The 26,295-nt window shown below is 69.6% G+C and carries 28 protein-coding genes; 19 read left to right on the top strand and 9 right to left on the bottom strand.

All coding sequences use genetic code 11. The annotated features are described in order from the left end of the window. Window positions 1-19 precede the first annotated feature (19 nt). Window positions 20-568, top strand: a complete 549-nt coding sequence (locus tag ACWDKQ_RS07470; protein ID WP_450137914.1) for a YbaK/EbsC family protein — start codon at window positions 20-22, stop codon at window positions 566-568. A gap of 648 nt (window positions 569-1,216) precedes the next feature. On the opposite strand, the gene ACWDKQ_RS07465 is transcribed toward ACWDKQ_RS07470, so the two are convergent. The 6 genes from ACWDKQ_RS07465 to ACWDKQ_RS07440 form a co-directional block, all read right to left on the bottom strand. Then, window positions 1,217-1,633: a hypothetical protein gene (locus ACWDKQ_RS07465; protein ID WP_450137913.1), complete on the bottom strand. Its 417-nt coding sequence runs from the start codon at window positions 1,631-1,633 to the stop codon at window positions 1,217-1,219. After that, window positions 1,606-1,836: a hypothetical protein gene (locus ACWDKQ_RS07460; RefSeq protein ID WP_450137912.1), complete on the bottom strand. Its 231-nt coding sequence runs from the start codon at window positions 1,834-1,836 to the stop codon at window positions 1,606-1,608. The genes ACWDKQ_RS07465 and ACWDKQ_RS07460 overlap by 28 nt, the downstream gene beginning before the upstream one ends. A gap of 13 nt (window positions 1,837-1,849) precedes the next feature. Then, a complete protein-coding gene (purU, locus tag ACWDKQ_RS07455; protein ID WP_450137911.1) occupies window positions 1,850-2,722 on the bottom strand; it encodes a formyltetrahydrofolate deformylase in 873 nt (290 codons plus the stop codon). 427 nt (window positions 2,723-3,149) lie between these two features. Further along, window positions 3,150-3,890 (bottom strand): maleylpyruvate isomerase family mycothiol-dependent enzyme, encoded by a 741-nt coding sequence (locus ACWDKQ_RS07450; protein ID WP_450137910.1) that lies wholly within the window; start codon window positions 3,888-3,890, stop codon window positions 3,150-3,152. A 43-nt stretch (window positions 3,891-3,933) separates the two neighbouring features. After that, window positions 3,934-4,785, bottom strand: coding sequence for a class I SAM-dependent methyltransferase (locus ACWDKQ_RS07445; protein ID WP_450137909.1), 852 nt, complete (start codon window positions 4,783-4,785; stop codon window positions 3,934-3,936). Next, a complete protein-coding gene (locus ACWDKQ_RS07440) occupies window positions 4,782-5,300 on the bottom strand; it encodes a DUF2505 domain-containing protein (RefSeq protein WP_450137908.1) in 519 nt (172 codons plus the stop codon). Before ACWDKQ_RS07440 ends, ACWDKQ_RS07445 begins: the two co-directional genes overlap by 4 nt. Between ACWDKQ_RS07440 and ACWDKQ_RS07435 the strand changes: the two genes are divergently transcribed. After that, the gene (locus tag ACWDKQ_RS07435; RefSeq protein ID WP_450137907.1) at window positions 5,287-6,462 is read left to right on the top strand and encodes a UDP-N-acetylmuramate dehydrogenase; all 1,176 of its coding nucleotides are present in this window, start codon (window positions 5,287-5,289) and stop codon (window positions 6,460-6,462) included. The genes ACWDKQ_RS07440 and ACWDKQ_RS07435 overlap by 14 nt on opposite strands. Before the next feature lie 89 nt (window positions 6,463-6,551). Then, entirely contained in the window at window positions 6,552-7,559 is a 1,008-nt protein-coding gene (locus ACWDKQ_RS07430; RefSeq protein WP_450137906.1) for a hypothetical protein, read from the top strand. Window positions 7,560-7,792: 233 nt separating this feature from the next. Here ACWDKQ_RS07430 and ACWDKQ_RS07425 read toward each other — a convergent pair whose 3' ends face one another. Continuing rightward, complete coding sequence (locus ACWDKQ_RS07425; protein WP_450137905.1) at window positions 7,793-8,539, bottom strand: SDR family NAD(P)-dependent oxidoreductase; 747 nt, start codon at window positions 8,537-8,539, stop codon at window positions 7,793-7,795. 252 nt (window positions 8,540-8,791) lie between these two features. On the opposite strand from ACWDKQ_RS07425, the gene ACWDKQ_RS07420 reads away from it, so the two are divergent. From ACWDKQ_RS07420 to ACWDKQ_RS07385, 8 genes are all read left to right on the top strand, one after another. Next, complete coding sequence (locus ACWDKQ_RS07420; RefSeq protein WP_450137904.1) at window positions 8,792-9,946, top strand: L,D-transpeptidase; 1,155 nt, start codon at window positions 8,792-8,794, stop codon at window positions 9,944-9,946. Window positions 9,947-10,790: 844 nt separating this feature from the next. After that, entirely contained in the window at window positions 10,791-12,065 is a 1,275-nt protein-coding gene (gene mshA / locus ACWDKQ_RS07415; RefSeq protein WP_450137903.1) for a D-inositol-3-phosphate glycosyltransferase, read from the top strand. Next, window positions 12,062-12,574, top strand: coding sequence for a YbjN domain-containing protein (locus ACWDKQ_RS07410; protein WP_450137902.1), 513 nt, complete (start codon window positions 12,062-12,064; stop codon window positions 12,572-12,574). The genes mshA and ACWDKQ_RS07410 overlap by 4 nt, the downstream gene beginning before the upstream one ends. A gap of 115 nt (window positions 12,575-12,689) precedes the next feature. Then, window positions 12,690-13,541 (top strand): DUF4349 domain-containing protein, encoded by an 852-nt coding sequence (locus ACWDKQ_RS07405; RefSeq protein ID WP_450137901.1) that lies wholly within the window; start codon window positions 12,690-12,692, stop codon window positions 13,539-13,541. Window positions 13,542-14,157: 616 nt separating this feature from the next. After that, window positions 14,158-14,589, top strand: a complete 432-nt coding sequence (locus tag ACWDKQ_RS07400; RefSeq protein WP_450137900.1) for an OsmC family protein — start codon at window positions 14,158-14,160, stop codon at window positions 14,587-14,589. Between the two features lie 47 nt (window positions 14,590-14,636). Beyond that, the gene (locus ACWDKQ_RS07395; RefSeq protein ID WP_450137899.1) at window positions 14,637-15,386 is read left to right on the top strand and encodes a phosphoglyceromutase; all 750 of its coding nucleotides are present in this window, start codon (window positions 14,637-14,639) and stop codon (window positions 15,384-15,386) included. A 263-nt stretch (window positions 15,387-15,649) separates the two neighbouring features. Continuing rightward, window positions 15,650-16,891: a sensor histidine kinase gene (locus ACWDKQ_RS07390; protein WP_450137898.1), complete on the top strand. Its 1,242-nt coding sequence runs from the start codon at window positions 15,650-15,652 to the stop codon at window positions 16,889-16,891. Continuing rightward, entirely contained in the window at window positions 16,888-17,568 is a 681-nt protein-coding gene (locus ACWDKQ_RS07385; protein ID WP_450137897.1) for a response regulator, read from the top strand. Before ACWDKQ_RS07390 ends, ACWDKQ_RS07385 begins: the two co-directional genes overlap by 4 nt. Before the next feature lie 116 nt (window positions 17,569-17,684). Here the strand turns inward: ACWDKQ_RS07385 and ACWDKQ_RS07380 are convergent, their stop codons facing one another. Continuing rightward, window positions 17,685-17,852, bottom strand: coding sequence for a hypothetical protein (locus ACWDKQ_RS07380; RefSeq protein WP_450137896.1), 168 nt, complete (start codon window positions 17,850-17,852; stop codon window positions 17,685-17,687). Between the two features lie 62 nt (window positions 17,853-17,914). On the opposite strand from ACWDKQ_RS07380, the gene ACWDKQ_RS07375 reads away from it, so the two are divergent. From ACWDKQ_RS07375 to ACWDKQ_RS07355, 5 genes are all read left to right on the top strand, one after another. Next, entirely contained in the window at window positions 17,915-18,190 is a 276-nt protein-coding gene (locus tag ACWDKQ_RS07375; RefSeq protein ID WP_450137895.1) for a hypothetical protein, read from the top strand. 115 nt (window positions 18,191-18,305) lie between these two features. After that, entirely contained in the window at window positions 18,306-19,340 is a 1,035-nt protein-coding gene (locus ACWDKQ_RS07370) for a Ppx/GppA phosphatase family protein (protein WP_450137894.1), read from the top strand. Then, a complete protein-coding gene (locus tag ACWDKQ_RS07365; protein ID WP_450137893.1) occupies window positions 19,337-20,491 on the top strand; it encodes a hypothetical protein in 1,155 nt (384 codons plus the stop codon). The genes ACWDKQ_RS07370 and ACWDKQ_RS07365 overlap by 4 nt, the downstream gene beginning before the upstream one ends. Before the next feature lie 49 nt (window positions 20,492-20,540). Next, window positions 20,541-21,398 carry a sugar phosphate isomerase/epimerase family protein gene (locus ACWDKQ_RS07360; RefSeq protein WP_450137892.1) on the top strand — a complete coding sequence of 286 codons (858 nt, stop codon included), beginning with the start codon at window positions 20,541-20,543 and terminating at the stop codon, window positions 21,396-21,398. 215 nt (window positions 21,399-21,613) lie between these two features. Next, a complete protein-coding gene (locus ACWDKQ_RS07355) occupies window positions 21,614-22,408 on the top strand; it encodes a thioesterase family protein (protein WP_450137891.1) in 795 nt (264 codons plus the stop codon). Between the two features lie 248 nt (window positions 22,409-22,656). Here the strand turns inward: ACWDKQ_RS07355 and ACWDKQ_RS07350 are convergent, their stop codons facing one another. Then, on the bottom strand, window positions 22,657-24,285 hold the full coding sequence (locus ACWDKQ_RS07350) for a long-chain fatty acid--CoA ligase (protein ID WP_450137890.1): 1,629 nt from the start codon (window positions 24,283-24,285) through the stop codon (window positions 22,657-22,659). A gap of 171 nt (window positions 24,286-24,456) precedes the next feature. Here ACWDKQ_RS07350 and proC point away from each other — a divergent pair, with 171 nt between their 5' ends. The 3 genes from proC to ACWDKQ_RS07335 all read left to right on the top strand — a co-directional run bounded on the left by proC (window position 24,457) and on the right by ACWDKQ_RS07335 (window position 26,229). Further along, on the top strand, window positions 24,457-25,278 hold the full coding sequence (proC, locus tag ACWDKQ_RS07345; protein WP_450137889.1) for a pyrroline-5-carboxylate reductase: 822 nt from the start codon (window positions 24,457-24,459) through the stop codon (window positions 25,276-25,278). A gap of 363 nt (window positions 25,279-25,641) precedes the next feature. After that, window positions 25,642-25,866, top strand: coding sequence for a helix-turn-helix domain-containing protein (locus ACWDKQ_RS07340; protein WP_029535864.1), 225 nt, complete (start codon window positions 25,642-25,644; stop codon window positions 25,864-25,866). Between the two features lie 261 nt (window positions 25,867-26,127). Continuing rightward, window positions 26,128-26,229: a 30S ribosomal protein bS22 gene (locus tag ACWDKQ_RS07335; protein WP_010241351.1), complete on the top strand. Its 102-nt coding sequence runs from the start codon at window positions 26,128-26,130 to the stop codon at window positions 26,227-26,229. Window positions 26,230-26,295: the final 66 nt, after the last annotated feature.

The following is a 26,295-nucleotide window of genomic DNA, read 5'->3' as shown; positions in this document are numbered from 1 at the left end:
GGTTCGTATTGTCGGGGGCATGGGTGTTGATTGGTCTGTGGCGGCAGGAACGCTGGACGTTAGCTCGGCGCTCGAGCACCTCGATCTGCTCGCCGAACCGGTTGCGGTGGCGGTGCGCGAGCTCGACGACGAGCGGGTCGGGGTCACCGAGATCGACCCGGAGCTGGCGGACACCGCCGCGTTCTGCGAGCAGTACGGCTCGCCCCTGGAGCTGTCGGCGAACTGCGTGGTCGTCGCGGGCAAGAGGACCGGCGAGGTGCGCTACGCCGGGTGCGTCGTGCTGGCCACCACCCGCGCCGACGTCAACGGCGTGGTCAAGCGACGGCTCGACGTGCGCAAGGCGTCGTTCGCGCCGATGGACGACGCGGTCCGTCTCAGCGGCATGGAATTCGGCGGGATCACGCCGTTCGGGCTGCCCGCGGACTGGCCGCTCCTGGTGGATCCCGAGGTGGCCAAAGCCCCGGCGGTGGTCGTCGGCAGCGGGCTGCGCCGCAGCAAGATCATCACGCCCGGCGAGGTCCTGGCCCAGCTCCCGCGAGCGGAGCTCCTGGAGGGCTTAGGGCGGTGATGCTCATGAGTGGTAATTCCGGTTCTCACCGGAATTACCACCCACGACCCCAAGAACGGGCCGCTGCGGTGCCCCCATTGCGGACCCGGCCGCAGCGGCCCAACCCCGGTGGCCGGGCGCCGGCCTCCCCTCCCAGTGCGCCCGGCCAATGGATCAGAAGACGACGGCGCGGCGGCCGTGGATCAGGACCCGGTCTTCGACGTGCGTGCGCAGAAACGGGTGCGTAATTCGCCCGCTGACCAGGTAAGAGGCGGGGTGGTATGTCGCGATGCCATCCTGATGGCGCGGTGGCCATCGCAGTCCAAGCTCGCGTCCAGCTACCACGGCCGTTTCTGTGCCCGGGCAAATAAAACCCCCGGCGCGTACCTGAGGTACTGGCTAACCGGGGGACTTCGATTCGAACCGTATCACGAGCAATCCGTATCGCGAACGACACGAGAATCGGACAGATCAGTATCGCGCGGCGATACGCCAGCGCCAGGATCGGCTGTCCCTCCAACCAGCCGTTGGTGATCGTGGTGGTAGATCACCGCAGTGGGCTACGACCCCGCCGTGCCGGATGAGCTGAGGAAGCTGCTGTCCGCTGAACGGCTGGGCACCTACCACCGGCATGCACCGCCTTGGGGCCGCTCGCCCATTGATCTGTACCTACTCGGTGGTGACCTCGCGGCGAGCTTTCATCGCGATCTCAATGTGGCCGAGGTGGTGCTGCGCAACGCCATGCACGACCGGCTCGCCGAGAGATACGGGCAGCGGTGGTGGGCGGACGAGCAGCTGCTCGACGAACGCGGACAGGCTGCGGTCGCCAAAGCGTGGGCCGACGGGCGATGCGGCGCGGACAGCCCACCCGGTCGCCTGGTCGCGCAGCTGGCGATGGGGTTCTGGGTGCACTTGCTGGAAGCTGGCGGCTTTGTTGGCAAGAAGCCGTTCCGCAAGCGTCGCTACTACGACGCCACCTTGTGGCGGCCCGCCCTGCGCCACGCGTTCCCGAACTCGACCGGGATCCGCGGCGAAGTGCACGCGGTTGTCCACCGGGTTTACGCCCTGCGCAACCGGATCGCGCATTGCGAACCGGTCGTCGCTGGGGTGCGCATCGCCGGCACGACGATCCGGTGCAGCCCGTCGGAGATCCATGCCGGCATCGTGACGCTGGTGCGGTGGATCTCCGAGCCGGTAGGGAAGTGGTTCGGAGACCGCTCCCACACCCCGACGATGCTGGTCGACGCGCCCAACTGGCGTCGTGCTTTCAGTCCCTCCCCCTTCCGCACGCCTGCCACCGCGTCAGAACACGACGGTGCGGCGGCCGTGGACCAAGACACGGTCTTCGAGGTGCGCGCGCAAACCCCTGGCCAACACGAGTTTTTCGGCGTCGCGGCCCTTGCGGACCATGTCGGCCACGTCGTCGGTGTGGTCGACGCGGATCACGTCCTGCTCGACGATCGGCCCGGCGTCGAGCTCCGCGGTCACGTAGTGGCAGGTCGCGCCGATGAGCTTCACGCCGCGCTCGTAGGCCTGGTGATAGGGGCGGGCTCCGGCGAACGACGGCAGGAAGCTGTGGTGGATGTTCAGTGCCCGACCCGCCCACGCCTCGCACAGCTCGGGCGGCAGCACCTGCATGAAGCGGGCAAGCACGATCGCGTTCGGGTCGTGGTCGTCCACCAGCTTCCGGACCTCCTGGAACGCCGCAACCTTCGCCTCGGGGGCCTTCGGGAACGGCACGTGGTGGAACGGGATGCCGTGCGCCTCGGTGATCGGGCCTAGGTCCGGGTGGTTGCCGATCACCGCGCGCAGGTCGACGTCGAGCTCGCCGGCGCCGATGCGGCCGAGCAGGTCGTGCAGGCAGTGGCCTTCCTTCGACACCAGGATCACCACGCGCCGTTGCTCGCCGGTGTCGGCGACCCGCCAATCGGTGCGGCTGCCGAGTTCCTCGGCGACAGTGGCGAAGCGGCGCCGCAGCTCGTCGGTGCCGAACGGCAGCGAGCTCGCCAGGACCTCCTGCCGCGTGAAGAACCAGCCGGTGTTGATGTCGGTGTGATAACCGGCCTCGACGATCCAACCGCCGTGCTCGGCGATGAAGGTCGCGATGCGGGCGACGATCCCGGTGCGGTCCGGGCATCCCAGGCTGATGACGAAACGACGTTCGGAAGGGCTCACGGCCGGTCATTATCGCAGGTAGCAAAGGTCATACCGGCAACCGGCCGAACCGCGACACCCCCACTGGGACGCACGGTTTCACCTGGTCAGGTGCTATGAGTGCTTTCAGGTGATCAAGAGGCTGGTGCGGGAGAGGCTCGTTCGGATGTGGAGTGGTGTTGTGCGGGGCCGCTGGTGTCTTTGAAGCGTCCAGGCTCTTCGGGTGCCCTCATCGGCTTGAGTGAGTTAAATGCTTGGCTGCTATCGAGCGTGTTTGATAGCGCGCTGTGCATATACCTGGCTTCGCTGGTGTGAAGCGAACGGACCGTTCACGTCAATAGACGGGGTCCCCGGGGACGAACGGCCCGTTCGCCTCATCGGCTATGCCCTGAATAGTCCGGGGCTCCCAAGCACCACTGACTCCGGCGGCGGAGATGGTGCTCCGATGTCAGAGACCGGAGGTGAGGGCTGCGAGGGCGACGTCACCGGTGACCAGGGCCGTGCTCGGGCGGCCCCAGGCCCGCCGGTACACCGCGTCCGCAGTGCCCGCCACCGTCGCGTCGACCTCTAGTGCGGCGTCCGTCGGTGCCCCGGCCAGCGGCGGCAGGCCCGGCCGGTACTCGACCAACCACGCGCGGCCCGCGTCGGGCGCGTGGTAGAGCACCCTCCCCTTGCTCTCCCGCTCCGTCCAGCTGGGTACCTGCAGCAACACGGTCAGCAGCTCGTCGATGCCGTCGGCAGCCAGCTCCGGATCGAAGATCAGCTCGTGCACGTGGTCCGGGCCGAGCCCCGCGAGCGCGTGCTCCGCGTCGAGCCGGTGGATCGCCGTCTCGTGCGCCATCCGCCGGGCCCAGGCACGCACCGTGCCGCCGGGGAAGAACGCCCGCACCGGACGGTCGGGGTCCGAAGTAGACAGTTCGTGGCGCAGGGCCGCCAGGTGGTCTTCCCACCAGGCCAGCGCGTCGTCGAACTCGGCGGGCGGGCGTGGGGGTTGCGGCCGGTCGCTGTCCGGTCCCGAAGCCAGCGAGAGGCGCGTCATCGCATACACCCGGGCGAGGTGTCGCACGAGCTTCCGGACGTCCCAGCCCGGGCAGGTCGACACCTCGGCGTCGGGACCGGCCTGCATGACGGCGCTGCGGAACGCGGCCGCCTGGTCCTGGAACGCGCGGAGGTGGAAGTCGCTATCCATGCCCCAACCGTAGGAGCTCCGAGCGTGATCGGATTGAAAATTTTCAGGGCGCGATCGCGGCCCAGTCGATCGTGAGCTCTCCCAACCGCCACCGTCGGCGCCGGTCCAGCACCGGCCAGCCCAGCTCCGCGAACAACTGCGCGGCGTGCGCCCACCGGGCGCGCGGCCCGAACGGGGCCATCGGGGCCGCCTTCGCCCAGCACGCGTCGAGCTCGCCCAGCATCGCGTGCACCTTCTCGCCTGGCACGTTGCGGTGGATCAAGGTCTTGGGCAGCCGCTGGGCGAGGTCCGAAGGCCGTTCGATGTCGACCGGTAGGCAGGCGAGCGTCAGGGTCCGCGGCCCGCCCCGGTCCAATGTCACCCAGCAGCAGCGCCGCCCGATCTCGTCGCAGGTGCCCTCCACCAGCAACCCGTCCGGCGCGAGCCGGGAGCACAGCTCGTCCCACGCCTTCCACGCCTCGGGCTCGGTGTACTGGCGTAGCACGTTCAACGCCCGCACCAGCGCGGGTCCCGGGAAGTCGCGCACCCCGGCGGCCAGCCCAGCCAGCTCGAACCCACCGCGACGGAACTCCAGTGCGGGCGGATCGGCGACGAGCTTGCCAGCCGCGACCCGGTCCGGGTCGATCTCCAGCCCCACCACCCGCGCGTCCGGGCGCAGCGGCCTGAGCCGGGCCGCCAGCTCCACGGTGGTCACCGGGGTGGCGCCGTAGCCGAGGTCGATGACGACCGGCTCGGCGGCGTCGCGCACCGCGCGAGCGACCCACGGGGTGCCGGCGATCCACCGGTCGATGCGCCGCAGCCGGTTCGGGTTGGTGGTGCCCCGGGTGGGCATGCCCAACGCGCGGGCCCGACCGGCCGCGAGCCGGGGCGCCCGCTTCTTCGGGGCCGAATTCATCCCCGGCGGGCCAGCCACTCGGTGGTGAAGTTCTCCTCTTCGGACAGCAGCTTCTGCACCTGGTCGACGATCAGGTCCTCCAGCTTGCCGCCCAGGAACGGCACGTTGACCCGGACACTGCCGGACACCACGAACTCGCTGACCGCCGACCCGGCCGGTTCGGCCAGGTCGCGCAGCCACATCGAACCGGTGATCGAGCAGGGCGCCCCGGCGATCTCGGCGGCGATCTCGCCGGTGTAGTGCCCGTCCTCCTCCCGCCGCCACGACTCGCTGCGATCGATCTTCAGATCATCGCCGACGACGGTGCGGGCCACCGACGGCAATGCGTCGGCGTGCACCCCCTGGCGCACCTGGAACCGGGCGCCGTCCTCGATGGCGACGTGCTGGAGCAGCGCCGCGTTCGACCCGCCGATCTCCGTCAGCCGGTCGGTGAGGTAATCGATGTCGATCAGCGCCTCGTACACCCGGGCGGCGGGCCACTCGGAGGTGCTCCGGTGCTCGATGCGGCGTGCCATGCCGCGGAGGTTACCGTTGGCAACCGTGAAACCCTCCACGTCCGGTGCCGAAGAAGTGCGCGACGACACTCTGTTGTCGGGCGCGCACGCCGGTGAACGCGGTGGTGACCTGCCGCTGGCCGACTACACCACGCTGCGGCTGGGCGGCCCGGCGACGGAACTGGTGATCGCCCGCCGCCCCGAAGAGCTGACCGCTGCGGTGCGGGCCGCCGATTCGGCCGGGCAGCGGCTGCTGGTGCTCGGCGGAGGTTCGAACGTCGTGGTGGCGGACGAGGGTTTCGCCGGGCACGCGGTGCGGATCGCGACCAAGGGACGCCAGTACGACAGCGTCGGCGACGGGCTGGTGCAGCTCACCGCGGAGGCCGGCGAGGACTGGGACGAGGTCGTGGCCGACACGGTTCGCCAGGGTTTGGGTGGGCTCGAATGCCTGTCCGGCATCCCTGGCCTGACCGGGGCGACGCCGGTGCAGAACGTCGGCGCCTACGGCGTCGAGGTCTCCGAGCTGCTGGTCTCGGTCGACCTGCTGGACCGCGGCACAGGACGCGTGCGCACGGTCCCGGCCAGCGAGCTCGGGTTGACCTACCGGAACAGCGTGCTCAAGCACAGCGACACCGCGGTCGTCCTGCGCGCGCGGTTCCTGCTGCGCGACGGCGGCCGGTCGGCCCGGATCCGCTACGCCGAGCTCGCACGCGCGCTCGACGCTGAACCCGGCGGGCAGGTCGACGTGGCCAGCGCCCGCGACGCGGTCCTGGCGCTGCGGCGCGGCAAGGGCATGGTGCTCGACCCCGCCGACCACGACACCTGGAGCGCTGGCTCGTTCTTCACGAACCCGATCGTCGGCGCCGACGAGCTGCCCGAGGTGCTGACCCGCATCGTCGCCAAGATCGGTCCCGACCAGCGGATCCCGCAGTACCCGGCGGACGACGGCCGGACCAAGCTGTCCGCGGCGTGGCTGATCGAGCAGGCCGGGTTCGTCAAGGGGCATCCGGGCCCCGGCGGTCGGGTGAGACTGTCCACCAAGCACACCCTCGCGCTGACCAACCGCGGCGCCGCAACGACCCGCGACCTGCTACTTCTTGCGCGTGAAGTTCGGGACGGGGTACGCGTGGCCTTCGGCGTTTCGCTGGCACCCGAGCCTGTGTTGGTGGACTGTTCGCTGTAGCAGCCGAAGAGCCGAACGGCCGTAAGAGTGACTCTTCGTGACTGATGCATAACCCTGAGTGTTAAATGGTGTAGGTGGAGGGGGCCACCATGCTGAGCATCAGGGAGCTTAGAGACCGGGCGGTCATACGCCCGATCAAGCGGGCGGTCGAGGACCAGCTCCTGGACCTGCCCGGGGTGACTGCCGTGGACATCGGTGTGCAGCACCGCGCGGGAGAGCCCACCGGTCAGCAGGTCATCGTGGTGTCGGTGATCCGCAAGATTCCGCGCGAGCAGCTGGTCGCGGGCGCCTGCGTCCCGAGTGACATCTTCGGCATCCCGACCGACGTCATCGAGGAGCAGCCGGTCCTGCAGCACATCCACTGCACCCGTGACGAGCCGCTGGCGTCGTGCCAGCCGCGCAGCGAGCGCGACGGGGTGGTGCGTGGCGGCAGCGGGATCGTGCCGTGCCGCGCCGTCCACCTGTCGCCGCCCGAAGTTTCGAACGCCGGCGAGTACCGCCGGATCGGCACGCTCGGGGCGATCGTCACCGGCACCTCGCCGACGGTGGTGCCGATGGGGCTGACCACCTTCGACGTCGGTTGCCTGGACGACGCCTGGGCGGTGGGCGACCGGATGGTCGACCCGGAGGGCGGCCGGGTGCACACCGAGCTGGCGCGGGCGGCGCTGTCCGGCCGGGTCGACGCGGCCGCGGTCGCCATAGCGCCCGGTTCGGAGACGTCGTGCGTGGTCGACGGCATCGGGTCGGTCACCGGGCACGCCACGGCATACCCGGGCGAGCGGGTCCGCAAGCACGGCTTCGGCACCGGCGTGACGGTCGGCATCATCACCTCGGTCGATGCGACCGTGCGGCTTGACCACGGCGAAGCACTGGGCGTCCGGGTGCTGCGGGAGCAGATCCGTATCACCGCCGCTGACCTGCGGTTCTGCGGTCCGGGGGACGCCGGGGCAGTGGTGATCGATCCGGGCGGGCGGATCATCGGCCTGCACGTGGCGGGCAGCCGGGACGGTGCGTTCGGTTTCGCCAGCCCGATCGCCGACGTGCTGGCAGAGCTCGACGTGGAACTCTGCACCGAGTACCAACGCATCCGCGTCTGAGGCCGAACGGGTGAAGGGCACCTTCGACCGGCAAGTCGGGCGTATTCGAGGGATCTCGAAACCCATCACATACCCCCGAAGTCCCGGGTGTTAGATGAACCCCTAGAAACCGAAGGCCGGTAAAAAGGGGCCCTTCGGCCGTAATCAGACCGTCCCCCTGCCGATCGGGTCCGCAATTTCAAAGGAAATCGGACCTTCGATTTTCAATTGAAAATGCGGGCGGTCCGGTGGGGTTACTCGTGGCGGTGCATTCGGGTCGCCGAGTGCTGGTCGCGGGGCTTGACCTCGATGTAGTCCAGGTTGACATGCGACGGGCGGGTCACCACGAAGGTGATGATGTCCGCGATGTCATCGCCAGTCAGCGGCGTGATGCCCTGGTAGACCGCCGCCGCGCGGTCCTTGTCGCCGCCGAAGCGCACCTCGGAGAACTCCGTCTCCACCGCACCCGGCGCGACCTCGGTGAACCGCACCGGCTCGCCCAGGTGCTCGCCGCGGAGCGTGCGGTGCAGCGCCCCCTGGGCGTGCTTGGCCGAGGTGTAGCCCGCGCCGTTGTCGTAGACCTGCGAGGCGGCCACCGAGGTCACCGTCACCACGTGCCCGTCGCCGGAGGCGATCAGCTTGGGCAGCAGCGCTTTGGTGACCCGCAGCGTGCCGAGCACGTTGGTCTCCCACATCCAGCGCCAGTCGTCCTCGTCGGCGTCGGCGATCTTGGCCAGGCCCTTCGCGCCGCCAGCGTTGTTGATCAGCACGTGGCATTCCGGAACCTGCGCGACGAACGCCGCCACCGAGTCCGGGTCCGTGATGTCCAGCGGCAGCGCTGTGCCGTCGATCTCAGCGGCCAGCTCGGTCAGCCGGTCGAGCCGCCGGGCGCCCAGCACCACGTGGAAACCGGTGGCGGCGAGTTGGCGCGCGGTGGCCGCGCCGATGCCGGAGCTCGCCCCAGTGACCACGGCCCAGTGACCTGCGGAGTTTATGCTCACGTCTTTTTCCTCCCGGGAAAACGGCTGATTGCCCGCCCCCATCCGACCATGCCCGGCCAGCGCGCGTGGACGGCGGTTCGGCGGGGGTTCCCGTTCGCCCCACAATGTGACACGACACACTGGAGCCTCAGGACATCTTTTCCGCCCCTCGAGCGTCTACTGGGTTCGAGGGGTCACTTTTCGACGACCCTCCTTGCGTTCGGGGCAAAGGGACGGTCGTGCGGCAATTTCAGAAGGGATCGGGGGCAGAAGGTGAGTGGTTCCAAGCTGCGGTCGCTGTGGGCTGCGCTGGCGGGGGCTTTGGCGGCACTGCTGCTGATTTCGGGCTGCGGTTCGCCCGCGCCGCAGGATCAGAAAACCGCAGACCCGGTCGCCGAGGTGACCTTCGAACCGGGTGCCGGCGCGGGCGAGGTCAACCCGACGACGCCGATCAAGGTCACCGTGGACCGCGGCAAGCTCGACTCCATCGCGCTGACCAACGCCGACGGCAAGCAGGTCGCAGGCGAGCTCTCCAAGGACAGCAGGACCTGGCACGCCACCGAGGCGCTCGGCTACGGCAAGAGCTACTCCTGGTCCGGCCAGGCCATCGGCGAGGACGGCCAGCAGGTGCCGGTGCAAGGCCAGTTCAGCACGCTGCAGCCGAAGAAGACGATCCGCGCCACTATCAACCCGACGGACAACGCTGAGGTCGGCATCGCGATGCCGATCAGCGTGAAGTTCGACGAGCCGGTCAAGGACAAGGCGGCGATCCAGCGCGCGCTGACCCTGCAGACCTCGGTGCCGGTGGAGGGCTCCTGGGCGTGGCTGTCGGACCGGCAGGTCGACTGGCGGCCGAAGGAGTACTGGCCGGCGCACACCCACGTCAGCGTGAACGTCAAGCTCTACGGCCAGTCCTACGGCGACGGCGCGTACGGGCTGGCGGACCTGAGCACCGACTTCGACATCGGCCGGTCGCAGATCGTGAAGGCGGCCGTGGGAACCCACCGGCTGATCGTGATCCGCAACGGCCAGCAGGTGGCCAACTACGCGGCGAGCTACGGCGAGGAGTACGACCCGGGCCGGAACACGCCCAACGGCATCTTCATGGTCATGCAGAAGAACCCGGTGGAGATCATGGACAACCCCCGGTACGGCTACCACGACGTGCGCAAGACCTGGGCGGCTCGGTTCTCGAACCACGGCGAGTTCATCCACGAGAACCAGGAGAACGCGGCCGCGCTTGGCAAGGTCAACAACTCGCACGGCTGCATCAATCTCAGCGCGGCGGATGCGAAGGCGTACTACGACAGCGCGCTGATCGGCGACCCGATCGAGGTGACGGGTTCGGCCAGTTCGATGCCGCCGCAGTTCGACGTCTACGACTGGCTCCTGAGCTGGGACCAGTGGACCAAGAAGTCAGCGCTCTGACGCGATCGGGTCCTGTTTCCAGACGCGTTTGGCAGCGGTGTCAGGGGCGGAACCTCAGACGCCGTCTGGTCTCCGGGGATCCCGGCTCGTGAATGCCAATTCACCACGCCGGGGCTTTCCTCGCCGAACGACGTCTGAGAACTCGTGGCGGAGCTCCCGGAGGTGCTTTCGGGGCCGACGAGCGGCGGTGGTCATCGTGACCACCGCCGCTTTTCGCTTGCCGGGTTCGGTCCTCGGGCTATGCGACGGGGACTGAGCAGCCCCGGAAACTTGGCGTCTACGTCGTCGCAGCGGAGGGTCAGGAAGATCTCACGGCCCGCCGGGCGCGGGTAGATCACGCCGCTCTCGCGGGGCCCGCCCCCGGGGCAGCAGCACGATTCCCGGCAGCAGGGCCGGGTAGCCGCTCTCCGCGGGATCACTAGCGGCGCCCCCATACCGTTCGCGCCGAGGAGCAGCCCGGCTACCAGAGTCGCGTGCAGCCTGAGCCGGGCGATCAGCCGCTCGCCGACGTGACCGCCGATGGCTGCGCACCACGGTCGTCGTGTCGCGGTGATCGCGGTCGGCGAAATGCTCCTGGCGATGCGTTCTGGCCGGTCGACGCGGTGTGAGTAGCGCCACCCGGGGCCGTTGGGCCGTCCGGTTCGGCGGCTCCGGGGCGGTAGCGTCGAACGTCGGCCCGGACGGGGTCGTGAGCGGTGTGACCACCCACCGCCCGCGAATGCCGTGGTTTCGGCACCGTGGCGGGAATGTTTCCGCCACGGCCGGTGTCGGGGTTGACGTGCGTCCGAAAACTTCGGGCCGACCAGCTTGCGATGGGCAGCAGATGACCTCCAGAACGTTACCCATGCGGCCACGCCGCGCCGCCGTCTTCTCGTTGCACACCTCCCCGCTGGAGCAGCCGGGCACCGGCGACGCCGGAGGCATGAACGTCTACATCGCGCAGACCGCCAAGCGGCTGGCCGATGCGGGTACCGAGGTCGAGATCTTCACCAGGGCGACCTCTTCGGACATCCCGCCGATCGCGGAACTGGCCCCTGGCGTCCTGGTCCGGAACGTGGTCGCCGGCCCGTTCGAAGGGCTCGACAAGAACGACCTGCCGTCGCAGCTGTGCGCCTTCGCCGCCGGAGCGCTGCGGGTGGAAGCTCGCCACGAACCCGGCTACTACGACGTCGTGCACTCGCACTACTGGCTGTCCGGGCAGGTCGGCTGGCTGGCTCGGGAGCGTTGGGGCGTCCCGCTGGTGCACACCGCGCACACGCTCGCCAAGGTCAAGAACGCCAACCTCGCTGCGGGCGACAGCCCCGAGCCGCGGGTCCGGGTGCTCGGCGAGGAGCAGGTGGTCGCCGAGGCGGACGTGCTGGTGGCCAACACCGAGTTCGAGGCAGCCGACCTGATCACCCGCTACGGCGCCGATCCGAACGAGGTCGTGACGATCCCGCCCGGCGTCGACCTCGAATGCTTCACCCCCGGAGACCGCCTGGCCGGCCGAGCCGGGCTGGACCTGCCGCCGGACGCCGTGGTGCTCGCCTTCGTCGGCCGCATCCAGCCGCTGAAGGCCCCGGACGTGCTGCTGCGGGCCACGGCCGAACTGCTCGCGCGGCACCCGGAGATCCGCGACCGCCTGGCGGTGCTGGTGGTCGGTGGGCCGTCCGGCAGCGGGCTGGAGCGCCCTCGGGCGCTGCAGGAGCTCGCGGTGCAGCTTGGCATCACCGACGTTGTGCGGTTCCTCCCGCCGCGCAACGGTGCTGCGCTGGCCGACGTGTACCGGGCGGCGGACGTCGTGGCGGTGCCGAGCCACAACGAGTCCTTCGGGATGGTCGCGTTGGAGGCGCAGGCCTGCGGTACGCCGGTGGTGGCGGCTGCCGTCGGCGGCCTGCCGGTCGCGGTCGACGACGGGGTTTCCGGGCTGCTTGTGGATGGGCACGGCACCGGGCAGTGGGCCGACGCCCTTGGCTCGCTGGTGCTGGCGCCGCCCCTCCGCGCCAGGCTGGCGGCGAACGCCCCCGTGCACGCCGCGCGGTTCTCCTGGGATCGCACCACCGAGTCGCTGCTCGACACCTACGCGCAGGCGAAGATGGCCTTCCACGCGCAGTTGCGCGTCCGGGAGGTGACGGCGTGAGCGTCGACGGGATAATCAAGTCCACATTGGACGCCAGCGGGCTGGAGTACGCCTCGAAGGGGGCGGGGCGGTTTTTCGTGACCTTGCCCGGCAGCAAGAAGCTGCAGACCAACTGCTGGCTCATCGTCGCCGAGCACGCCCTTGTCGTCGAGGCGTTCGTGTGCCGGCAGCCGGACGAGGCGCACGAGGACGTGTACCGGTTCCTGCTTCGCCGCAACGCCCGGTTCTACGGCGTGCACTACACGATCGACGGCAACGGCGACATCTACCTGGTGGGCCGGATCGGCCTCCACGCGGTGACCTCCGACGAGCTCGACAGGGTGCTCGGCCAGGTCTTGGAGGCCGCCGACGGAGACTTCAACACCCTGCTGGAGCTCGGGTTCGCCACCGCCATCCGGCGCGAGTGGGGCTGGCGCGAGTCGCGCGGCGAGTCGCTGGCGAACCTCCAGCCGTTCCGGCAGTTGGTGGAGCGCGATGGCCCGGTCCAGCCCCTCCACGACCGGCCGTAGGGCCACGCATCGCCGTTGATCCGCGTGAGCTGACCGGTTTCGTCGCCATCGGTGCAACCGGAAGATCGTTCTCCTCCGTCTCCGCCGTGTTCACAACGACGCGGAGGAGAACGGAATGGGCAAGCGGCGATTATGCGGGCCGATGGTGGCGGTGGTCGCGCTCGGCCTGCTGGGTGGATGTTCCTCGGGGGCGGGGGATTCGGTGCTCTCGGCCGGAGATTCGCGCGCCGTGGCGCCTGCCGCCCCGCAGGAGCGCAGCGCCTCGGGCAACGCCGACGCGGCCTCCAGCGACGCGCAGAGCAAGTCGATCGGCCAGCGCGAGGTGATCCGCACTGCGGAGCTGCACCTCGAGGTCGACGACGTCGAGCGGGTCGGCGCCGAGGCGCGGCGACGTAGCGAAGGTGCGGGCGGCTACCTGCAGCAGGAGGACGCCTACCGGTCGGGCACGACGATGACGGTGCGGGTTCCGGCGGAGCGGCTGGACCAGGTGCTGGGCGAGCTGTCCGGACTGGGGCGGGTCACGGCGCGCAGCCAGCAGACCCAGGACGTCACCGACCAGCTCGTCGACACCCGGAGTCGGATCGATTCGCAGCACGCGAGCGTGCAGCGGCTTCGCGTGCTGATGGACCGCGCGGCGACGGTCGACGAGATCGTGTCGATCGAGAGCGAGCTGACCTCGCGCGAAACCGAACTGGACTCCCTCCAACGGCGCGCGGCGGCCCTTTCCGGCCAGGTCGAGCTGGCGACGGTCACGGTGCGGCTGGAGCGCCCGAACGCGGTCGCCGCCGACGACACGGGATTCCTGGCGGGACTCTTCGGCGGCTGGCGGACCTTGTCATCGATCGGAGCGTTCCTGCTGACGTCCTTCGCAGCGATCCTGCCGTTCGCCGCCGTGCTCGCGATACCGGGAACGGCGGCCTGGCTCCTGCGCCGCCGCCGAAAGGCCCTCCGCAGCCCGGGCATCTGACCAGAGCCGGTGTTCCCGAAGGTCAGGTCCCGTGCGCGCGTCTCGACGAGATATTTCAAAGCCACCCGCGGGCCTGACCAACACCAAAGTGGAGCCCGCGTTGACCGCTGGTTCGCCGACCACTGCGGGCGAGCGCAAAACGCGTCTGGAAAACCGGAGAAGGGATCGCGCGGGGCGGCTCGGGAGAGAGGGGAGTCACGAGCACGAGCCGCCCCGCGTGGGGTCCCGCTGCGGGCCGGTGGGCGGGGGGACCCTGGGCCCGGCGGGGCGCGGCTCTTTGGGGGATGTGAGCCGCGCGGACGCTCTCGCGAGATCGGGGAGTGCGTGGGAGCCGATCAAGGAGAGCGTTGCCAACTTCGCAGAGTCCGGCAGCGGCCACAAGGCCGCCGCATTGATCCATTAGTGTGATGTTTTCAATGAAAAGTAACGCATAGGAGTCGAAGTGCCTTCGTTTCGTGAACGGAGGTGATTGCTGACACTTTCGTGTTACGGACCTGCGATGATCACATAACTGTCGGATGAAGCGCACAACCAAAACTGCGGGTCGCTGCGCGCTGCGGGAGGGTGGACGCGGCGGAGGGGAGCGGCCTCCGCGCACCGAATGAGGAGCGGCGAGATGACCGATCGCAATGCCACCACGCAGTGGACCGGAGACCTCAAGAACGGTTCCGGCACCGTCACCCTCGACTCGTCCAACGTCGGCGAGTTCCCGGTCACCTGGGCGTCCCGCGCCGAGGACCCCGACGGGCGCACCAGCCCCGAGGAGCTGATCGCCGCGGCCCATTCGGCCTGCTACTCGATGCAGTTGTCCGGTCTGCTCACCGCGGCGGGCACTCCGCCGGAGCGGATCGACACCAGCGCCGAAGTCGGCTTCGGCCCACGCGGCGAAGGCTTCGCCATCACCGGGATCGCGCTCACCGTGCGGGCGAAAGTACCGGGCATCGACGCGGATGTGTTCCACCGGACGGCCCTGAAGGCCAAGGAGATCTGCCCAGTCTCGGCGGTCCTCAGCGGGACCACGATCACCCTCGACGCCGCTCTGGACTGAGGCCGCCGCAACGCAGGACAAGCCTGGAAACAGGGCTTATATAGCCTGTGGCTATGACTGCGACCCTGGTGCTGCTGCGGCACGGTGAGAGCACGTGGAACGCCGAGAACCTGTTCACCGGCTGGGTGGACGTCCCGCTGTCGGAGAAGGGCGAGACCGAGGCCAAGCGCGGTGGTGAGCTGCTGCGCGAGAGCGGGGTGCTGCCGGACGTGCTGCACACCTCGCTGCTGCGGCGAGCCATCTCGACGGCGAACATCGCCCTCGACGTCGCGGACCGGCACTGGATCCCGGTCCGCCGCGACTGGCGGCTCAACGAGCGCCACTACGGCGCGCTTCAGGGCAAGAACAAGAAGCAGACCCTGGAGGCCTACGGCGAGGAGCAGTTCATGCTCTGGCGCCGCTCCTACGACACGCCGCCGCCGGAGATCGAGCTCGGCAGCGAGTTCAGCCAGGATGCCGACCCGCGCTACGCCGACCTCGGCGCCGACCTCCCGCGCACCGAGTGCCTGAAGGACGTGGTGGCCCGGCTGCTGCCGTACTGGGAGTCGGCGATCGTGCCGGACCTGCGGGCCGGCCGGACGGTGCTGGTCGCCGCGCACGGCAACTCGCTGCGCGCCCTGGTCAAGCACCTGGACGGCATCTCCGACAATGACATCGCGGGCCTGAACATCCCCACCGGCATCCCGCTGCGCTACGACCTCGATGCCGACCTGAAGCCCGCCAACCCGGGCGGCACCTACCTCGACCCGGAGGCCGCCGCCACCGCCGCGGCCGCCGTCGCCAACCAGGGCCGCTGACCCGAGCGGTTCTGCGACGAGGAGCACCCGCGACCGATCAACCGGATCGCGGGTGCCCTTCTTTCCCTCACCTAGATGGGTGATGGGTGGCAAGAATTCGCCGGGGTGGCGAACGGAGCGCGACGGTCGACCGGTCGATACGTGAACTGGCTCCCAGCAGGGGGTGAAGCAGAGGTGAAGAAGCCCCCTTTTCGTGTCACGGGTATCACGGAACGCCCTCGTAGACTGGCCTTTCCCCACCCCGGCTTGCTTACGATGCTGACGTGACCCCATTGGGCTGTACCGCCCTGATCATCGGCGCGCTCGTACTGGGCGCGGTTGGCGGCTTCGTCGCAGCTCGGGAATCCCGGCGCCGCGCTAAGCCCGAAGGCCCAACCGTCGCCGAACTGCTCCAGCGGTTGGTACACACCAGCGACAGCGGGGTGGTCGTGCTCAACAAGTTCGGCGACGTCGTGCTGCACAACCCGCGCGCCGACGAACTCGGCCTCATCCGCGACCACCAGGCCGATCCCCGTGCCCGCAAGGCAGCCGAACGGGCCCTGCTGGCCGGTGAGTCGGTGCCCGTCGACCTCTCCCCGCTCAACCGAGCAGGCACCGCGCTGCGCGGTCGCGGTCCGGCCGCGGTACTCGGCGAGGTGCGCCCGCTCGGCGACGGCTTCGCTGTCGTCGACGCCGCCGACGAGTCCGATTCGGTGCGCCTGGAGGCCACCCGCCGCGACTTCGTCGCGAACGTCAGCCACGAGCTGAAGACACCGGTCGGGGCGCTCGCGCTGCTCGCCGAGGCGGTGCTGGACGCCGCCGACGATGCCGGAGAGGTGCGGCGGTTCTCCACCAAGATCCTGCACGAGTCGACCCGGCTCGGGACGCTGGTCTCCGAGCTGATCGCGCTGTCCCGGCTGCAGGGCGCCGAACGGCTGCCCGAGCTGACCACGGTCGACGTCGACGCCGTGGTCGAGGAGGCGCTAGGCCGCTGTCGGCTGGCCGCCGAGTCGGCCGGGATCGAAATCGCCATCGACGATCCCACCAGCTACCTGCTGGACGGTGATCGGACCCTGCTGGTGACCGCGCTGAGCAACCTGATCAACAACGCGGTGTCGTACTCGCCGCCGGGCAGCCCGGTGTCGATAAGCCGTCGGCTGTCCGGCGACTTCGTGGAGATCGCGGTCACCGATCGGGGCATTGGGATCGAACCCGAGTATCACGAGCGGGTGTTCGAGCGGTTCTTCCGCGTGGATCCGGCGAGGTCCCGTGCCACCGGCGGCACCGGGTTGGGCCTGGCCATCGTCAAGCACGTCGCCGCGAACCACGGCGGCGAGGTCAAGCTGTGGAGTCGCACCGGTACGGGCTCCACCTTCACACTTCGGGTGCCCAGGCACGGCACGACCGACGGCCAGCCGGCCGCTAAAGAGCCGGTGACATCAGCGGACCGCGCGGGCAGTGCAGCCCGCTCCGGGACTGAAAGTGCAGACGGGGTCGCAACCGTCGAAACGGGAGGAGTCCGGTGACCAGGGTGCTGATCGTGGAGGACGAGGAGTCCTTCGCCGACCCGCTTGCTTTCCTGCTGCGCAAGGAGGGCTTCACGGCGGCAGTCGCCGCGAACGGGCCGCAGGCGTTGGACGAGTTCGACCGCAACGGCGCGGACATCGTGCTGCTCGACCTGATGCTGCCCGGTATGAGCGGCACCGACGTGTGCAAGCAGCTCCGCCAGCGCTCGTCGGTGCCAGTGATCATGGTGACTGCCCGGGACAGCGAGATCGACAAGGTCGTGGGCCTGGAGCTCGGCGCCGACGACTACGTCACGAAGCCGTACTCGGCGCGGGAGCTGATCGCGAGGGTGCGCGCGGTGCTGCGTCGCCGCGGCGAGGCGGAGGACCTGCAGCCGCAGGTGCTGGCGGCTGGGCCGGTGCGGATGGACGTGGAGCGCCACGTGGTGACCGTCGACGGCGCCGACGTCAACCTCCCGCTCAAGGAGTTCGACCTGTTGGAGTACCTGCTGCGCAACGTCGGCCGGGTGCTGACCCGCGGGCAGCTAATCGACCGGGTGTGGGGCGCGGACTACGTCGGCGACACCAAGACGCTGGATGTGCACGTCAAGCGCCTGCGATCGAAGGTCGAGCCCGATCCGGCGGACCCGCGCTACTTGATCACGGTCCGCGGCCTCGGCTACAAGTTCGAGGGATAGCCGCGCCGAGGACGGCGCGGACAACGCGCAGTCGCAACGAGCCCCCGGGGAGGACTTGGTGGGTTCTAGCGGTCCTCCAGGCCCCCTGGGGACTCTTCTGCGCTTCGAGGTGCTGGTCAGGCAGCTCCTGTGCGCGCCGACTCCGGTACCGCCGGACGTTCGGCCGGGTGTGCAACGCTGATGATCAGCCGATCGGCCGATGTCGGCGAGCCGATCGGCCAATGGGTGGATTCGGGCGGAATGGGCAATCTTGATGCCGTGAACCAGCCGATCTCGAAGGCCACCGCAAGCGTTCCGCACGCGATTCAGCTCCCCGTCGCCAGATCGGCGCGGAGCCGGGCCGCCCGTGCCCACCGGGGGACGCTCCGGCGAGATCGATGCCCTGCGGGGACTGGCTCTGGGCGGGATTCTCCTCCTCAACATCCCGCCGATCGTGCCCCTGCAGCGCGTGGTGGACTACCAGGTCCTGGCGTGGCCGCTCCCGGTGCTGCAGGAGCAGGATCCGCCCGAAGTGACGATCGCTTGGCTTCCGCGCCGGCCGGCATTCCGCCGCCGGACGACGTGCACGCAGAGTGACAGAAGGGTTCGGCACGAGTTCGAGGAGGTGATGTTGGCCGCGTAACGTGACGCACTACTGCCGTGGTCGGCCAGGTCTGCGGCGTGCGCGGGGGCGCCGAGTAGGTCGTTTGCTGCCCACCTCGCCCCAGGCCACGTGCGCAGCCGGTAATTTGTCGGGCATGCGCCTAGGGGTGCTCGACGTCGGATCCAACACGGTCCACCTGCTGGTGGTGGACGCGCATCGTGGTGCCCATCCGACCCCGATGACATCGGAGAAGACTGTGCTGCGGCTGGCCGAGCGGATCGGTTCGCACGGCGGCCGGCTCGCGGAGGAGGACGCTGCGGAGCTCATCCGCACCGTCGCCGACGCGCAGGAAGCGGCGATATCGGCCGGTTGCGAGGAGTTGATGGCGTTCGCGACGTCGGCGATCCGCGATGCGGACAACGCCGCCGAGGTGCTGGCTCGGGTGCGCGCCGAGACCGGCATCGAGCTGGAGGTGCTGCCCGGCGAGGACGAGGCCCGGTTCACGTTCCTGGCGGCCCGCCGGTGGTACGGCTGGTCGGCGGGCAACCTGCTGATGCTCGACATCGGCGGCGGTTCGCTGGAGATGGCGGTCGGTATCGACGAGCAGCCCGACCTGGCGGTGTCGCTCCCGCTGGGGGCCGGTCGGCTGGCCCGCACGATGCTGCACGACCCACCGAAGCAGGACGAGGTGAAAAAGCTGCGCGAATGGCTGCAGGGGCAACTGGCGCCCACTGCGAAGCGGTTCCGCAAACTGGGGCGCCCGGACCGTGCGGTGGCCAGCTCCAAGACGTTCCGGTCGCTGGCCAGGCTGACCGGCGCGGCGCCGGCTTCCGCGGGACCGCGGATGCCGCGCACCCTCACCGAGACCGGCCTGCGGCAGCTGCTGGCGTTCATCACCCGGATGTCGTCATCCGATCTGGCCGCGCTCGATGGGGTGAGCGGCGCGCGGGCGCACCAGCTGGTGGGCGGCGCGCTGGTGGCTGAGGCCGCCATGCGGGCGCTGGAGCTGAAGGAACTGGACATCTGCCCCTGGGCGTTGCGGGAGGGTGTGATCCTGCGGCGACTGGACCACACCAATGGAGACGGTCACACTGCCATTCAGGCCCGAGAAACTCTCGGGCTCGCGGAGGCGGGGTCCGCGAACGGAACTGGACGCCAGACGCAGCACGGGGCACGGTGGGAGCGATGAGTCGGGACAGCGGGGCCGATGAGCCCACCCAGCGCACCGTTGCGGAGCTGCTGGCCGAATACGGCGGCAGCTCGCAGAAGAGTTCCCGGCGTCGGCGTCGGCGCGCCGAGGACCCGACCGAGACCGCGCCGCAGGCGATCATCGACCGGGTGCTGTCGGACAGCGGTCAGCTGCGCGCCGTGCCGCCGGACGGTGAGCCGCCGCAGCGCCGCAGCCACCGCCCGGGCGCGCCGGACACGCAACCTCCAGCACCGCAACCTCCAGCACCGCAACCTCCAGCACCGCAACCTCCAGCACCGCAACCTCCAGCACCGCAGCCCCCGGCCGCTCAGCCGCCGACCGCACAAGCACCACAATCGGCGCCGCCTGCTGCGCCACCCGCTTCGAAGCCTGCGGCCGCCGAACCGGCCGCCGAACCGGCGGCCGCGCAGAAGTCTTCCGACGCGAGCTACTGGGCACAGCGGTTCGCCGGCGCGGGCAAGGGCAAGACACCGACCCCGCCGACCCCTGCGGCCCCGCCGGAAGGCGACGCCGAGGTGACGCTCCAGCAGCCCGCCCTGCGACGCCCGGCGCCGCAACAGGACGTGCCGCCGCCGGTGCCGCCCGCTCCGCCTGCGGCTCCGCCGAAGCCCACCCCGCCGGAGGGTGCCACGGAGCAGCTGCCGCGGGTTCCGGCCCCGGCCGAGCCCGACGCGGAAGGCACGGCTGTGCTGGCCTACCCGCAGCCGCAGCAGGCGGACGAGCAGGCCGAGCCGGAGGATCCGTACGACTTCGATTCCTACGACGAGCCCGAGGCCGAGTTCGTCGAAGACGAGGACTACGACCCCGAGTTGCCCGCGGGTCTGGACGCGGAGGACTACAACGAGGAAGAGCAAGAGCCCGCCTCTGCGGGCAAGGTGTGGGGCACGCTGATCCTGCAGGGCGTCGCTGGCCTGGTCGGCGGCGGGCTGGTCTGGGTCGGCTTCCGCTGGTTGTGGGGTACGAACGCGCTGGCTGCGCTGGGCGCCGCGCTGGTGATCACCGGTCTGCTGGTGTTCATCGCGTGGAGGTTCTTGCGCACCAACGATCTGCAGACGATCCTGCTGGCGGTGCTGGTCGGCTTGTTCTGCACGGTGTCCCCAGCGGCACTGCTGCTGTTCAGCCACTCGTGAGCCACCAGGGCTCCACCACCCACCCCCCGTCGGTCATGCTTGGCAGGCGATGACAGTGCAACCGCCACCGCGCGAGGACGTTCCCGGCCGGGTCCCGGTCGGGTTGTCCAGCGCGTCGGTATGGCCGCAGCCGGCGAGGGCGGCGTTCGAGATGGCCGCAGACCTCGGCTTCGACGGTGTCGAGGTAATGGTCTGGGCGGACGCGGTCAGCCAGGACGTCTCGGCGCTGCACCGGCTTTCCGAGCGGCACGGCGTGCCGATCCTGGCGATCCACGCGCCGTGCCTGCTGATCACACAGCGGGTATGGTCGCCGGAGCCGGAGGAGCGGTTGCGACGGGCCGTGGTGGTGGCCAGCGAGCTGGGCGCGTCGACGGTCGTTGTGCACCCGCCGTTTCGCTGGCAGAAGCGCTACTCCGAGCGGTTCGGCGAGTTGGTCGCGGAGCTGGAGGAGACCAGCGGGATCGCGGTCGCGGTGGAGAACATGTTCCCGCTCCGCCCGCCGAGCACGTTGAACCGGCTGCGCGGCGGCAAGAGCAGCGGGTTGTCGGCGTTCAAGCCTTCGCCGGACCCGACGGAGGTCGGCTACCGCAACTACACGCTCGACCTGTCGCACGCCGCGGCCGCGCACGTGGACGCCATCGAGCTGCTGAAGCGGATGAAGGACGGCCTGGCGCACGTGCATCTGGCGGACGGGACCGGAGCCCCGCGGGACGAGCACCTGGTGCCGGGGCAGGGCAACCAGCCGTGCGCGGAGGTGTGCGAGGCGCTGGCCGCCGACGGGTACAGCGGCGCGGTCGTCCTGGAGATCAACACCCGCAAGGCGCGGAATCCCCAGCAGCGCGCGGCGTTGCTGTCCGAAGCCCTGCTGTTCGCCCGGCTCCACCTGGAGCCGCTCCACGCGACCTGAGGTTTCACTTGCTCAGGGTCCGTGGGCGCTTTTCGACGCGGTAGCACCCGAAAGCACTCGCGGCCGTCGGATTCCCGTACCGAGCGCAGGCTTTCCGGTGGTCGGACCGGCTAACCGATGCCTAGTGATCAACTTCTCCGAAGGTCACTAGAATCGGTGACCATGAACCCGCTGCGCGCATCGGCTGCCGAGCGCTTCCGTCCGCTGGACCGCACGTGACCGAGGTCCTGGATCCCTTCGCGGCGGCCACCTCGGTGCGCCCGCTCGGCGACGGCACCTTCGTCGCCAATCTGCATCCGGAGTGGGCCGTCGGAGAACGCCCGCACGGCGGTTACCTGCTCGCGCTGCTGGCCCGCGCCCTCGGCGACACCACCGGGCTCGCGCCGTTGTCGGTCAGCGCGCAGTTCCTGCGCCCGCCCCGGGTCGGGCCGGTGCTGATCCGGACCGAGGTGCTCAAGGTGGGCAAGACGGTGACGTCAGCCCGCGCGCTGCTGGAGCAGAGCGGCCGGGTCTGTGTGGACGCCACGGCCACCCTCGGCGAGGTGCCCGAGACGGAGACGGAGCCGGAGTGGTCGGATCTGCCGGACATGCCGGTGAATCCGCCGTCGACCGCGGTCGACCTCGCTGCGACGGAGGCCCGGAAGTTCTTCGGGCTTTCGCGGGTCTGCGACATGCGGCTGGACGCGAACACCGCGGACTTCCTCAACGGCGGCACCGGCGAGCCGCGGCTGCGGCTGTGGGTCAAGCCCCGCGAGGCGCAGCCGGACCTGTTGTTCGGGCTGGTCGCCGGGGACCTGACGGTGCCGGTGACGCTCAACCTCGGCCGGTTCGGTTGGGCGCCGACAGTGCAGCTCACCGCCCTGCTGCGGGCGCACCCGGCGAACGGCTGGCTGCGGCTGTTGGTGGACTGCCGCGCGGTGCACGGCCAGTGGTTCGACGAGGACATCACGGTGGTCGACTCGGTGGGCCGCCTGATCTGCCAGGCCCGCCAACTGGCCATCGCCCCCTGATCCCCGCAATTTCAATCGAAATCGGGCATTCGATTTCAATGGAACTTGCGGACCTCCGGCGTGCCCGGCGACGACAGGCCGGAGGCTGTGGGCAACTTCCGCGATTTCATGGAAATCGGACCTTTGATTCCAATTGAGCTGGTATCACAAGTCCGGATCCCGGAGCTGAGAAGGCCGCTGAGGTTCCGCCACCCGCACCGCAACGCAAGAAGCGGTTGGAAAACGCTCGATGAAATTGTGGGTCGGGTTCAGGCGAGGTGGGTGACGTTGAGCTGGCCGTCGGCGTGCTGCCTGCGGAGGCGCTTCTTGTCGAACTTGCCGACACTCGTCTTCGGCGCCTCCGAGATGAACGTCCAGTACTCCGGCAGCTGCCACCGCGCGACCTCACCGGCGAGGAAGTCGCGCAGCTCGGCGGCGTCGACCTGGTGGCCGTCGCGCAGCACCACGGCCACCAGCGGTCGCTCCGACCATTTCTCGTCCGGCACGCCGATGACCATCGCTTCGGCAACCGCCGGGTGCCCCATCACCTTGTTCTCCAAGTCGACCGACGAGATCCACTCGCCGCCGGACTTGATCACGTCCTTGGTCCGGTCGGTCAGTTGCAGGAACCCGTCGGGCGTGATGTACCCGACGTCGCCGGTGCGCAGCCATCCGTCGCGGAACTTCTCCGGGTCGTCGTCGCCGTAGTACGCCCCGGCGATCCAGGGCCCGCGAACCTCCAGCTCGCCGACGCTCTCGCCGTCGCACGGCAGCACCGCACCGTCGTCGCCGACCAGTCGGCCCTGCACGCCGGTCGGCAGCCGTCCCTGGCTTGCCCGGTAGGTCCAGCGCTGTTCCTCGGTGGCGCCCACCGGCGGTCGGGCCACACTGCCCAGCGGCGACGTCTCGGTCATGCCCCACGCGTGCAGCACGGCGATGTCGTACTTCTCTTGAAACGCCTTCATCAGCGACGGTGGGCACGCCGCCCCGCCGACCACGACCTCTCGCAGGGAGGACACGTCGTGCGGGTCGGACTCCAGGTGCTGCAGCACGCCCTGCCAGATCGTCGGCACGGCTGCGGCCATCGTCGGGCGCTCCGCGGCGATCATCTTCAGCAGCGGGGCCGGCTGCAAGAACCGGTCCGGCATGATCATCGTCGCGCCGACCATGAACGCCGCATACGGCAGACCCCACGACATCGCGTGGAACATCGGCACGACGGCCAGCGATCGGTCCGACTGCGAGAGGGCCATGCCGTCGGTCATGCACACCTGCATCGAGTGCAGGTAGATCGACCGGTGCGAGTAGACGACGCCCTTCGGGTTGGCGGTGGTGCCGGAGGTGTAGCACATGGCGGCTGCCGAGCGTTCGTCGAGATCCGGCCAGTCGAACTGGTCCGGCTGCCCTGCCAGCAGTTCCTCGTAGTCGTGGACCGCTACCCGCGCCGGTGCCTCCAGCGCGGCCTTGTCGCCGCCCACGACGATCACGTGCCGCAGTGTCGTCAGCTCCGGGAGCAGCTTCTGGAATAGCGGCAGCAGCGTCGAGTCGACGAGCACGACGTGGTCCTCGGCGTGGTTCGCGACGTAGATCAGCTGCTCGGGGAACAGCCGGATGTTCAGGGTGTGCAGCACCGCGCCCATGGCCGGCGCCGCAAAGTACGCCTCCAGGTGCTCGGCGTTGTTCCACATGAACGTGCCGACCCGCTGGTCGCTGGTGACGCCGAGGCCGCGCAGCGCGTGTGCCAGTCGCGCAGTCCGGCGGCCGACCTCCGCGTAGCTGCTGCGTCGCGCCCCGTCGCCGGTCCAGGTCACGACCTCGGCGGACGCGCCGTGTGGTCCGCTGCCCTGCTGGAGGATCCGGGCGATCGAGAGGGGGCTGTCCTGCATCGTGCTGAACATGATCAAAGCTCCTTAAAGCTGGTCACTCAGGCGCGAAAGATCGCTCGGCCGTACGGGTGCTGCGGTGGCAGACACAGTAGCGGCTGAAAACGAACTTCGGCGGGGCTCGCCACGCAGCGTGCACTGGTGGTTCGTACCGCGTGCGCTGCGTGGTCTGGCACCCTGAGCGGCATGACGACGATCGCCGTACTCGGAGCCGGAAAGATCGGTGAGTCCCTGCTGTCGGGGCTGCTGAAGGCGGGGCGCGCCCCGGGGGACCTGCTGTTCACCGAGCGGTTCTCGACGCGTGCCGCGGAGCTGACCAAAACCTACGGCATCACACACGCCGACGTGGCCGGCGCGGTGCGAAGCGCGGACGTCATCGTCGTCGCCGTCAAGCCGCAGGACATCGAGCCGCTGTTGGACGAGATGGCGCCCAACCTGCCCAGCGGCAAGCTCGTGGTGTCACTGTGCGCGGGCCTGCCGACGAAGCTGTTCGAGCGTCGGCTGCCCGAAGGCACCGCGGTGGTTCGGGTCATGCCGAACACCCCGATGCTGGTCGGCGAGGCGATGAGCGCGATCTCCGGCGGCGCGCACGCCTCGGACGCGGACCTGGCGTTGGTCGAGGAACTACTCGGTAGCGTCGGCATGGTCGTGCGGGTGCCGGAGAGCCAGCAGGACGCGGTGACCGCGCTGTCCGGCTCAGGCCCGGCGTACTTCTTCTACCTGGTCGAGGCCATGATCGACGCGGGCATCCTGCTGGGCATCCCGCGGGCCACCGCCGCGGACCTGATCGTGCAGTCCGCGGTCGGGGCGGCGGCGATGCTCCGCGAGGGCGGCGGCCACCCGGTGATGCTGCGCGAGGCGGTCACCTCGCCGGCGGGCACGACCATCGCGGGCATCCGCGAGCTGGAGAAGCACGGCGTGCGCGCGGCGCTCATCGATGCCATCGAGGCGGCTCGCGACCGCTCCGTCGAGCTCGGCAAAGCCCACGAGGACGACGAACCCGCCTGAGCGGCGGAACCTTCTCTGAACTCGTCGCGCGTGGCGGTGCGAGTGGCGGAACTTCGGACGCCGCTCGGTCTGCAATGCGCGGCTTCGGGGACTGCCCTCGCCAAGAGCCCCCGACGGAGCCCCGACTGGGTGGGCACTGCACGGTCTGAGAACCCGCGGCGATGCCGGTTGCGGTGGGCCAAGCGGCTGGCGCCGCTTCGACTGCAGGTCGTCGGGGGTGGTGCGAACTACTCAGGAGCAAGGGGGACGTTCGACCATCGCAGGTGTCCCGCGTGTCCCGCTACTCTCGATAGAGCACGTGCGTGAGATTTCCGTCGGAGGGGAAGCCGACGGCGCGACACGTGCCGAAGGGCACGGTGAAGCATGTCTGCGAACTCCGAACCCAGCCAACAGGCGCCGCCGAGCATGGGGCAGGTGCGGTTCCTCACTGTCGCGGAAGTCGCCAAGTTGATGCGGGTGTCGAAGATGACGGTCTATCGGCTCGTGCACGCTGGCGAACTCCCCGCCGCACGGGTGGGGCGATCGTTCCGCGTCGCGGAGAAGGACGTACACGCGTACCTGGAAAGCGCCTACTACAACGCCGGCTGAGACTGCCGGCTGAGCGGAATGCCCAGGTCATCGGCCGTGGGCCAGTTGGCTTGTTCGACGTGTCACGAACGTCGCCGGCCCGAACTGAGGCACCGCGCGGCGGCGGGTGGAAGGTGCCCGCAGCCGTTTCGAGGACCACGGCGGAAGGGCCGAAGACCTGGGCAGGTAAAGTTTTGGGTTGGTCGTGCCAGGTGTGCGCGCTCATGCGGCTGCACCGGTGCGGGAGACGTTCGAACTGCCGTCAAGAGTGAAGGAGTCCGCATGGGCTCGGTCATCAAAAAGCGCCGCAAGCGCATGTCCAAGAAGAAGCACCGCAAGCTGCTCCGCAAGACGCGCGTCCAGCGTCGCAAGTTGGGCAAGTGACCTGAGCACCGCCGTCGACCGCTGGGTCGGCGGCGGTTGTGTTTTCGCGCCCGGTTCCAGCCGGAT

Source organism: Saccharopolyspora sp. NPDC000995 (genome assembly GCF_053599315.1).
This window is presented reverse-complemented; position numbering and strand designations above follow the sequence as displayed.

Excerpts from the sequence above, each read along its gene's own strand:
- ACWDKQ_RS07470 (WP_450137914.1), top strand. The coding sequence starts at position 20 with ATGGGTGTTGATTGGTCTGTGGCGGCAGGAACGCTGGACGTTAGCTCG.
- ACWDKQ_RS07465 (WP_450137913.1), bottom strand. The coding sequence starts at position 1,633 with ATGCGCGATCCGGTTGCGCAGGGCGTAAACCCGGTGGACAACCGCGTG.
- ACWDKQ_RS07450 (WP_450137910.1), bottom strand. The coding sequence starts at position 3,890 with ATGGATAGCGACTTCCACCTCCGCGCGTTCCAGGACCAGGCGGCCGCG.
- ACWDKQ_RS07445 (WP_450137909.1), bottom strand. The coding sequence starts at position 4,785 with ATGAATTCGGCCCCGAAGAAGCGGGCGCCCCGGCTCGCGGCCGGTCGG.
- ACWDKQ_RS07435 (WP_450137907.1), top strand. The coding sequence starts at position 5,287 with ATGCGGCGTGCCATGCCGCGGAGGTTACCGTTGGCAACCGTGAAACCC.
- ACWDKQ_RS07440 (WP_450137908.1), bottom strand. The coding sequence starts at position 5,300 with ATGGCACGCCGCATCGAGCACCGGAGCACCTCCGAGTGGCCCGCCGCC.
- ACWDKQ_RS07430 (WP_450137906.1), top strand. The coding sequence starts at position 6,552 with ATGCTGAGCATCAGGGAGCTTAGAGACCGGGCGGTCATACGCCCGATC.
- mshA (WP_450137903.1), top strand. The coding sequence starts at position 10,791 with ATGCGGCCACGCCGCGCCGCCGTCTTCTCGTTGCACACCTCCCCGCTG.
- ACWDKQ_RS07405 (WP_450137901.1), top strand. The coding sequence starts at position 12,690 with ATGGGCAAGCGGCGATTATGCGGGCCGATGGTGGCGGTGGTCGCGCTC.
- ACWDKQ_RS07400 (WP_450137900.1), top strand. The coding sequence starts at position 14,158 with ATGACCGATCGCAATGCCACCACGCAGTGGACCGGAGACCTCAAGAAC.
- ACWDKQ_RS07370 (WP_450137894.1), top strand. The coding sequence starts at position 18,306 with ATGCGCCTAGGGGTGCTCGACGTCGGATCCAACACGGTCCACCTGCTG.
- ACWDKQ_RS07365 (WP_450137893.1), top strand. The coding sequence starts at position 19,337 with ATGAGTCGGGACAGCGGGGCCGATGAGCCCACCCAGCGCACCGTTGCG.
- ACWDKQ_RS07360 (WP_450137892.1), top strand. The coding sequence starts at position 20,541 with ATGACAGTGCAACCGCCACCGCGCGAGGACGTTCCCGGCCGGGTCCCG.
- ACWDKQ_RS07350 (WP_450137890.1), bottom strand. The coding sequence starts at position 24,285 with ATGTTCAGCACGATGCAGGACAGCCCCCTCTCGATCGCCCGGATCCTC.
- proC (WP_450137889.1), top strand. The coding sequence starts at position 24,457 with ATGACGACGATCGCCGTACTCGGAGCCGGAAAGATCGGTGAGTCCCTG.
- ACWDKQ_RS07340 (WP_029535864.1), top strand. The coding sequence starts at position 25,642 with ATGTCTGCGAACTCCGAACCCAGCCAACAGGCGCCGCCGAGCATGGGG.
- ACWDKQ_RS07335 (WP_010241351.1), top strand. The coding sequence starts at position 26,128 with ATGGGCTCGGTCATCAAAAAGCGCCGCAAGCGCATGTCCAAGAAGAAG.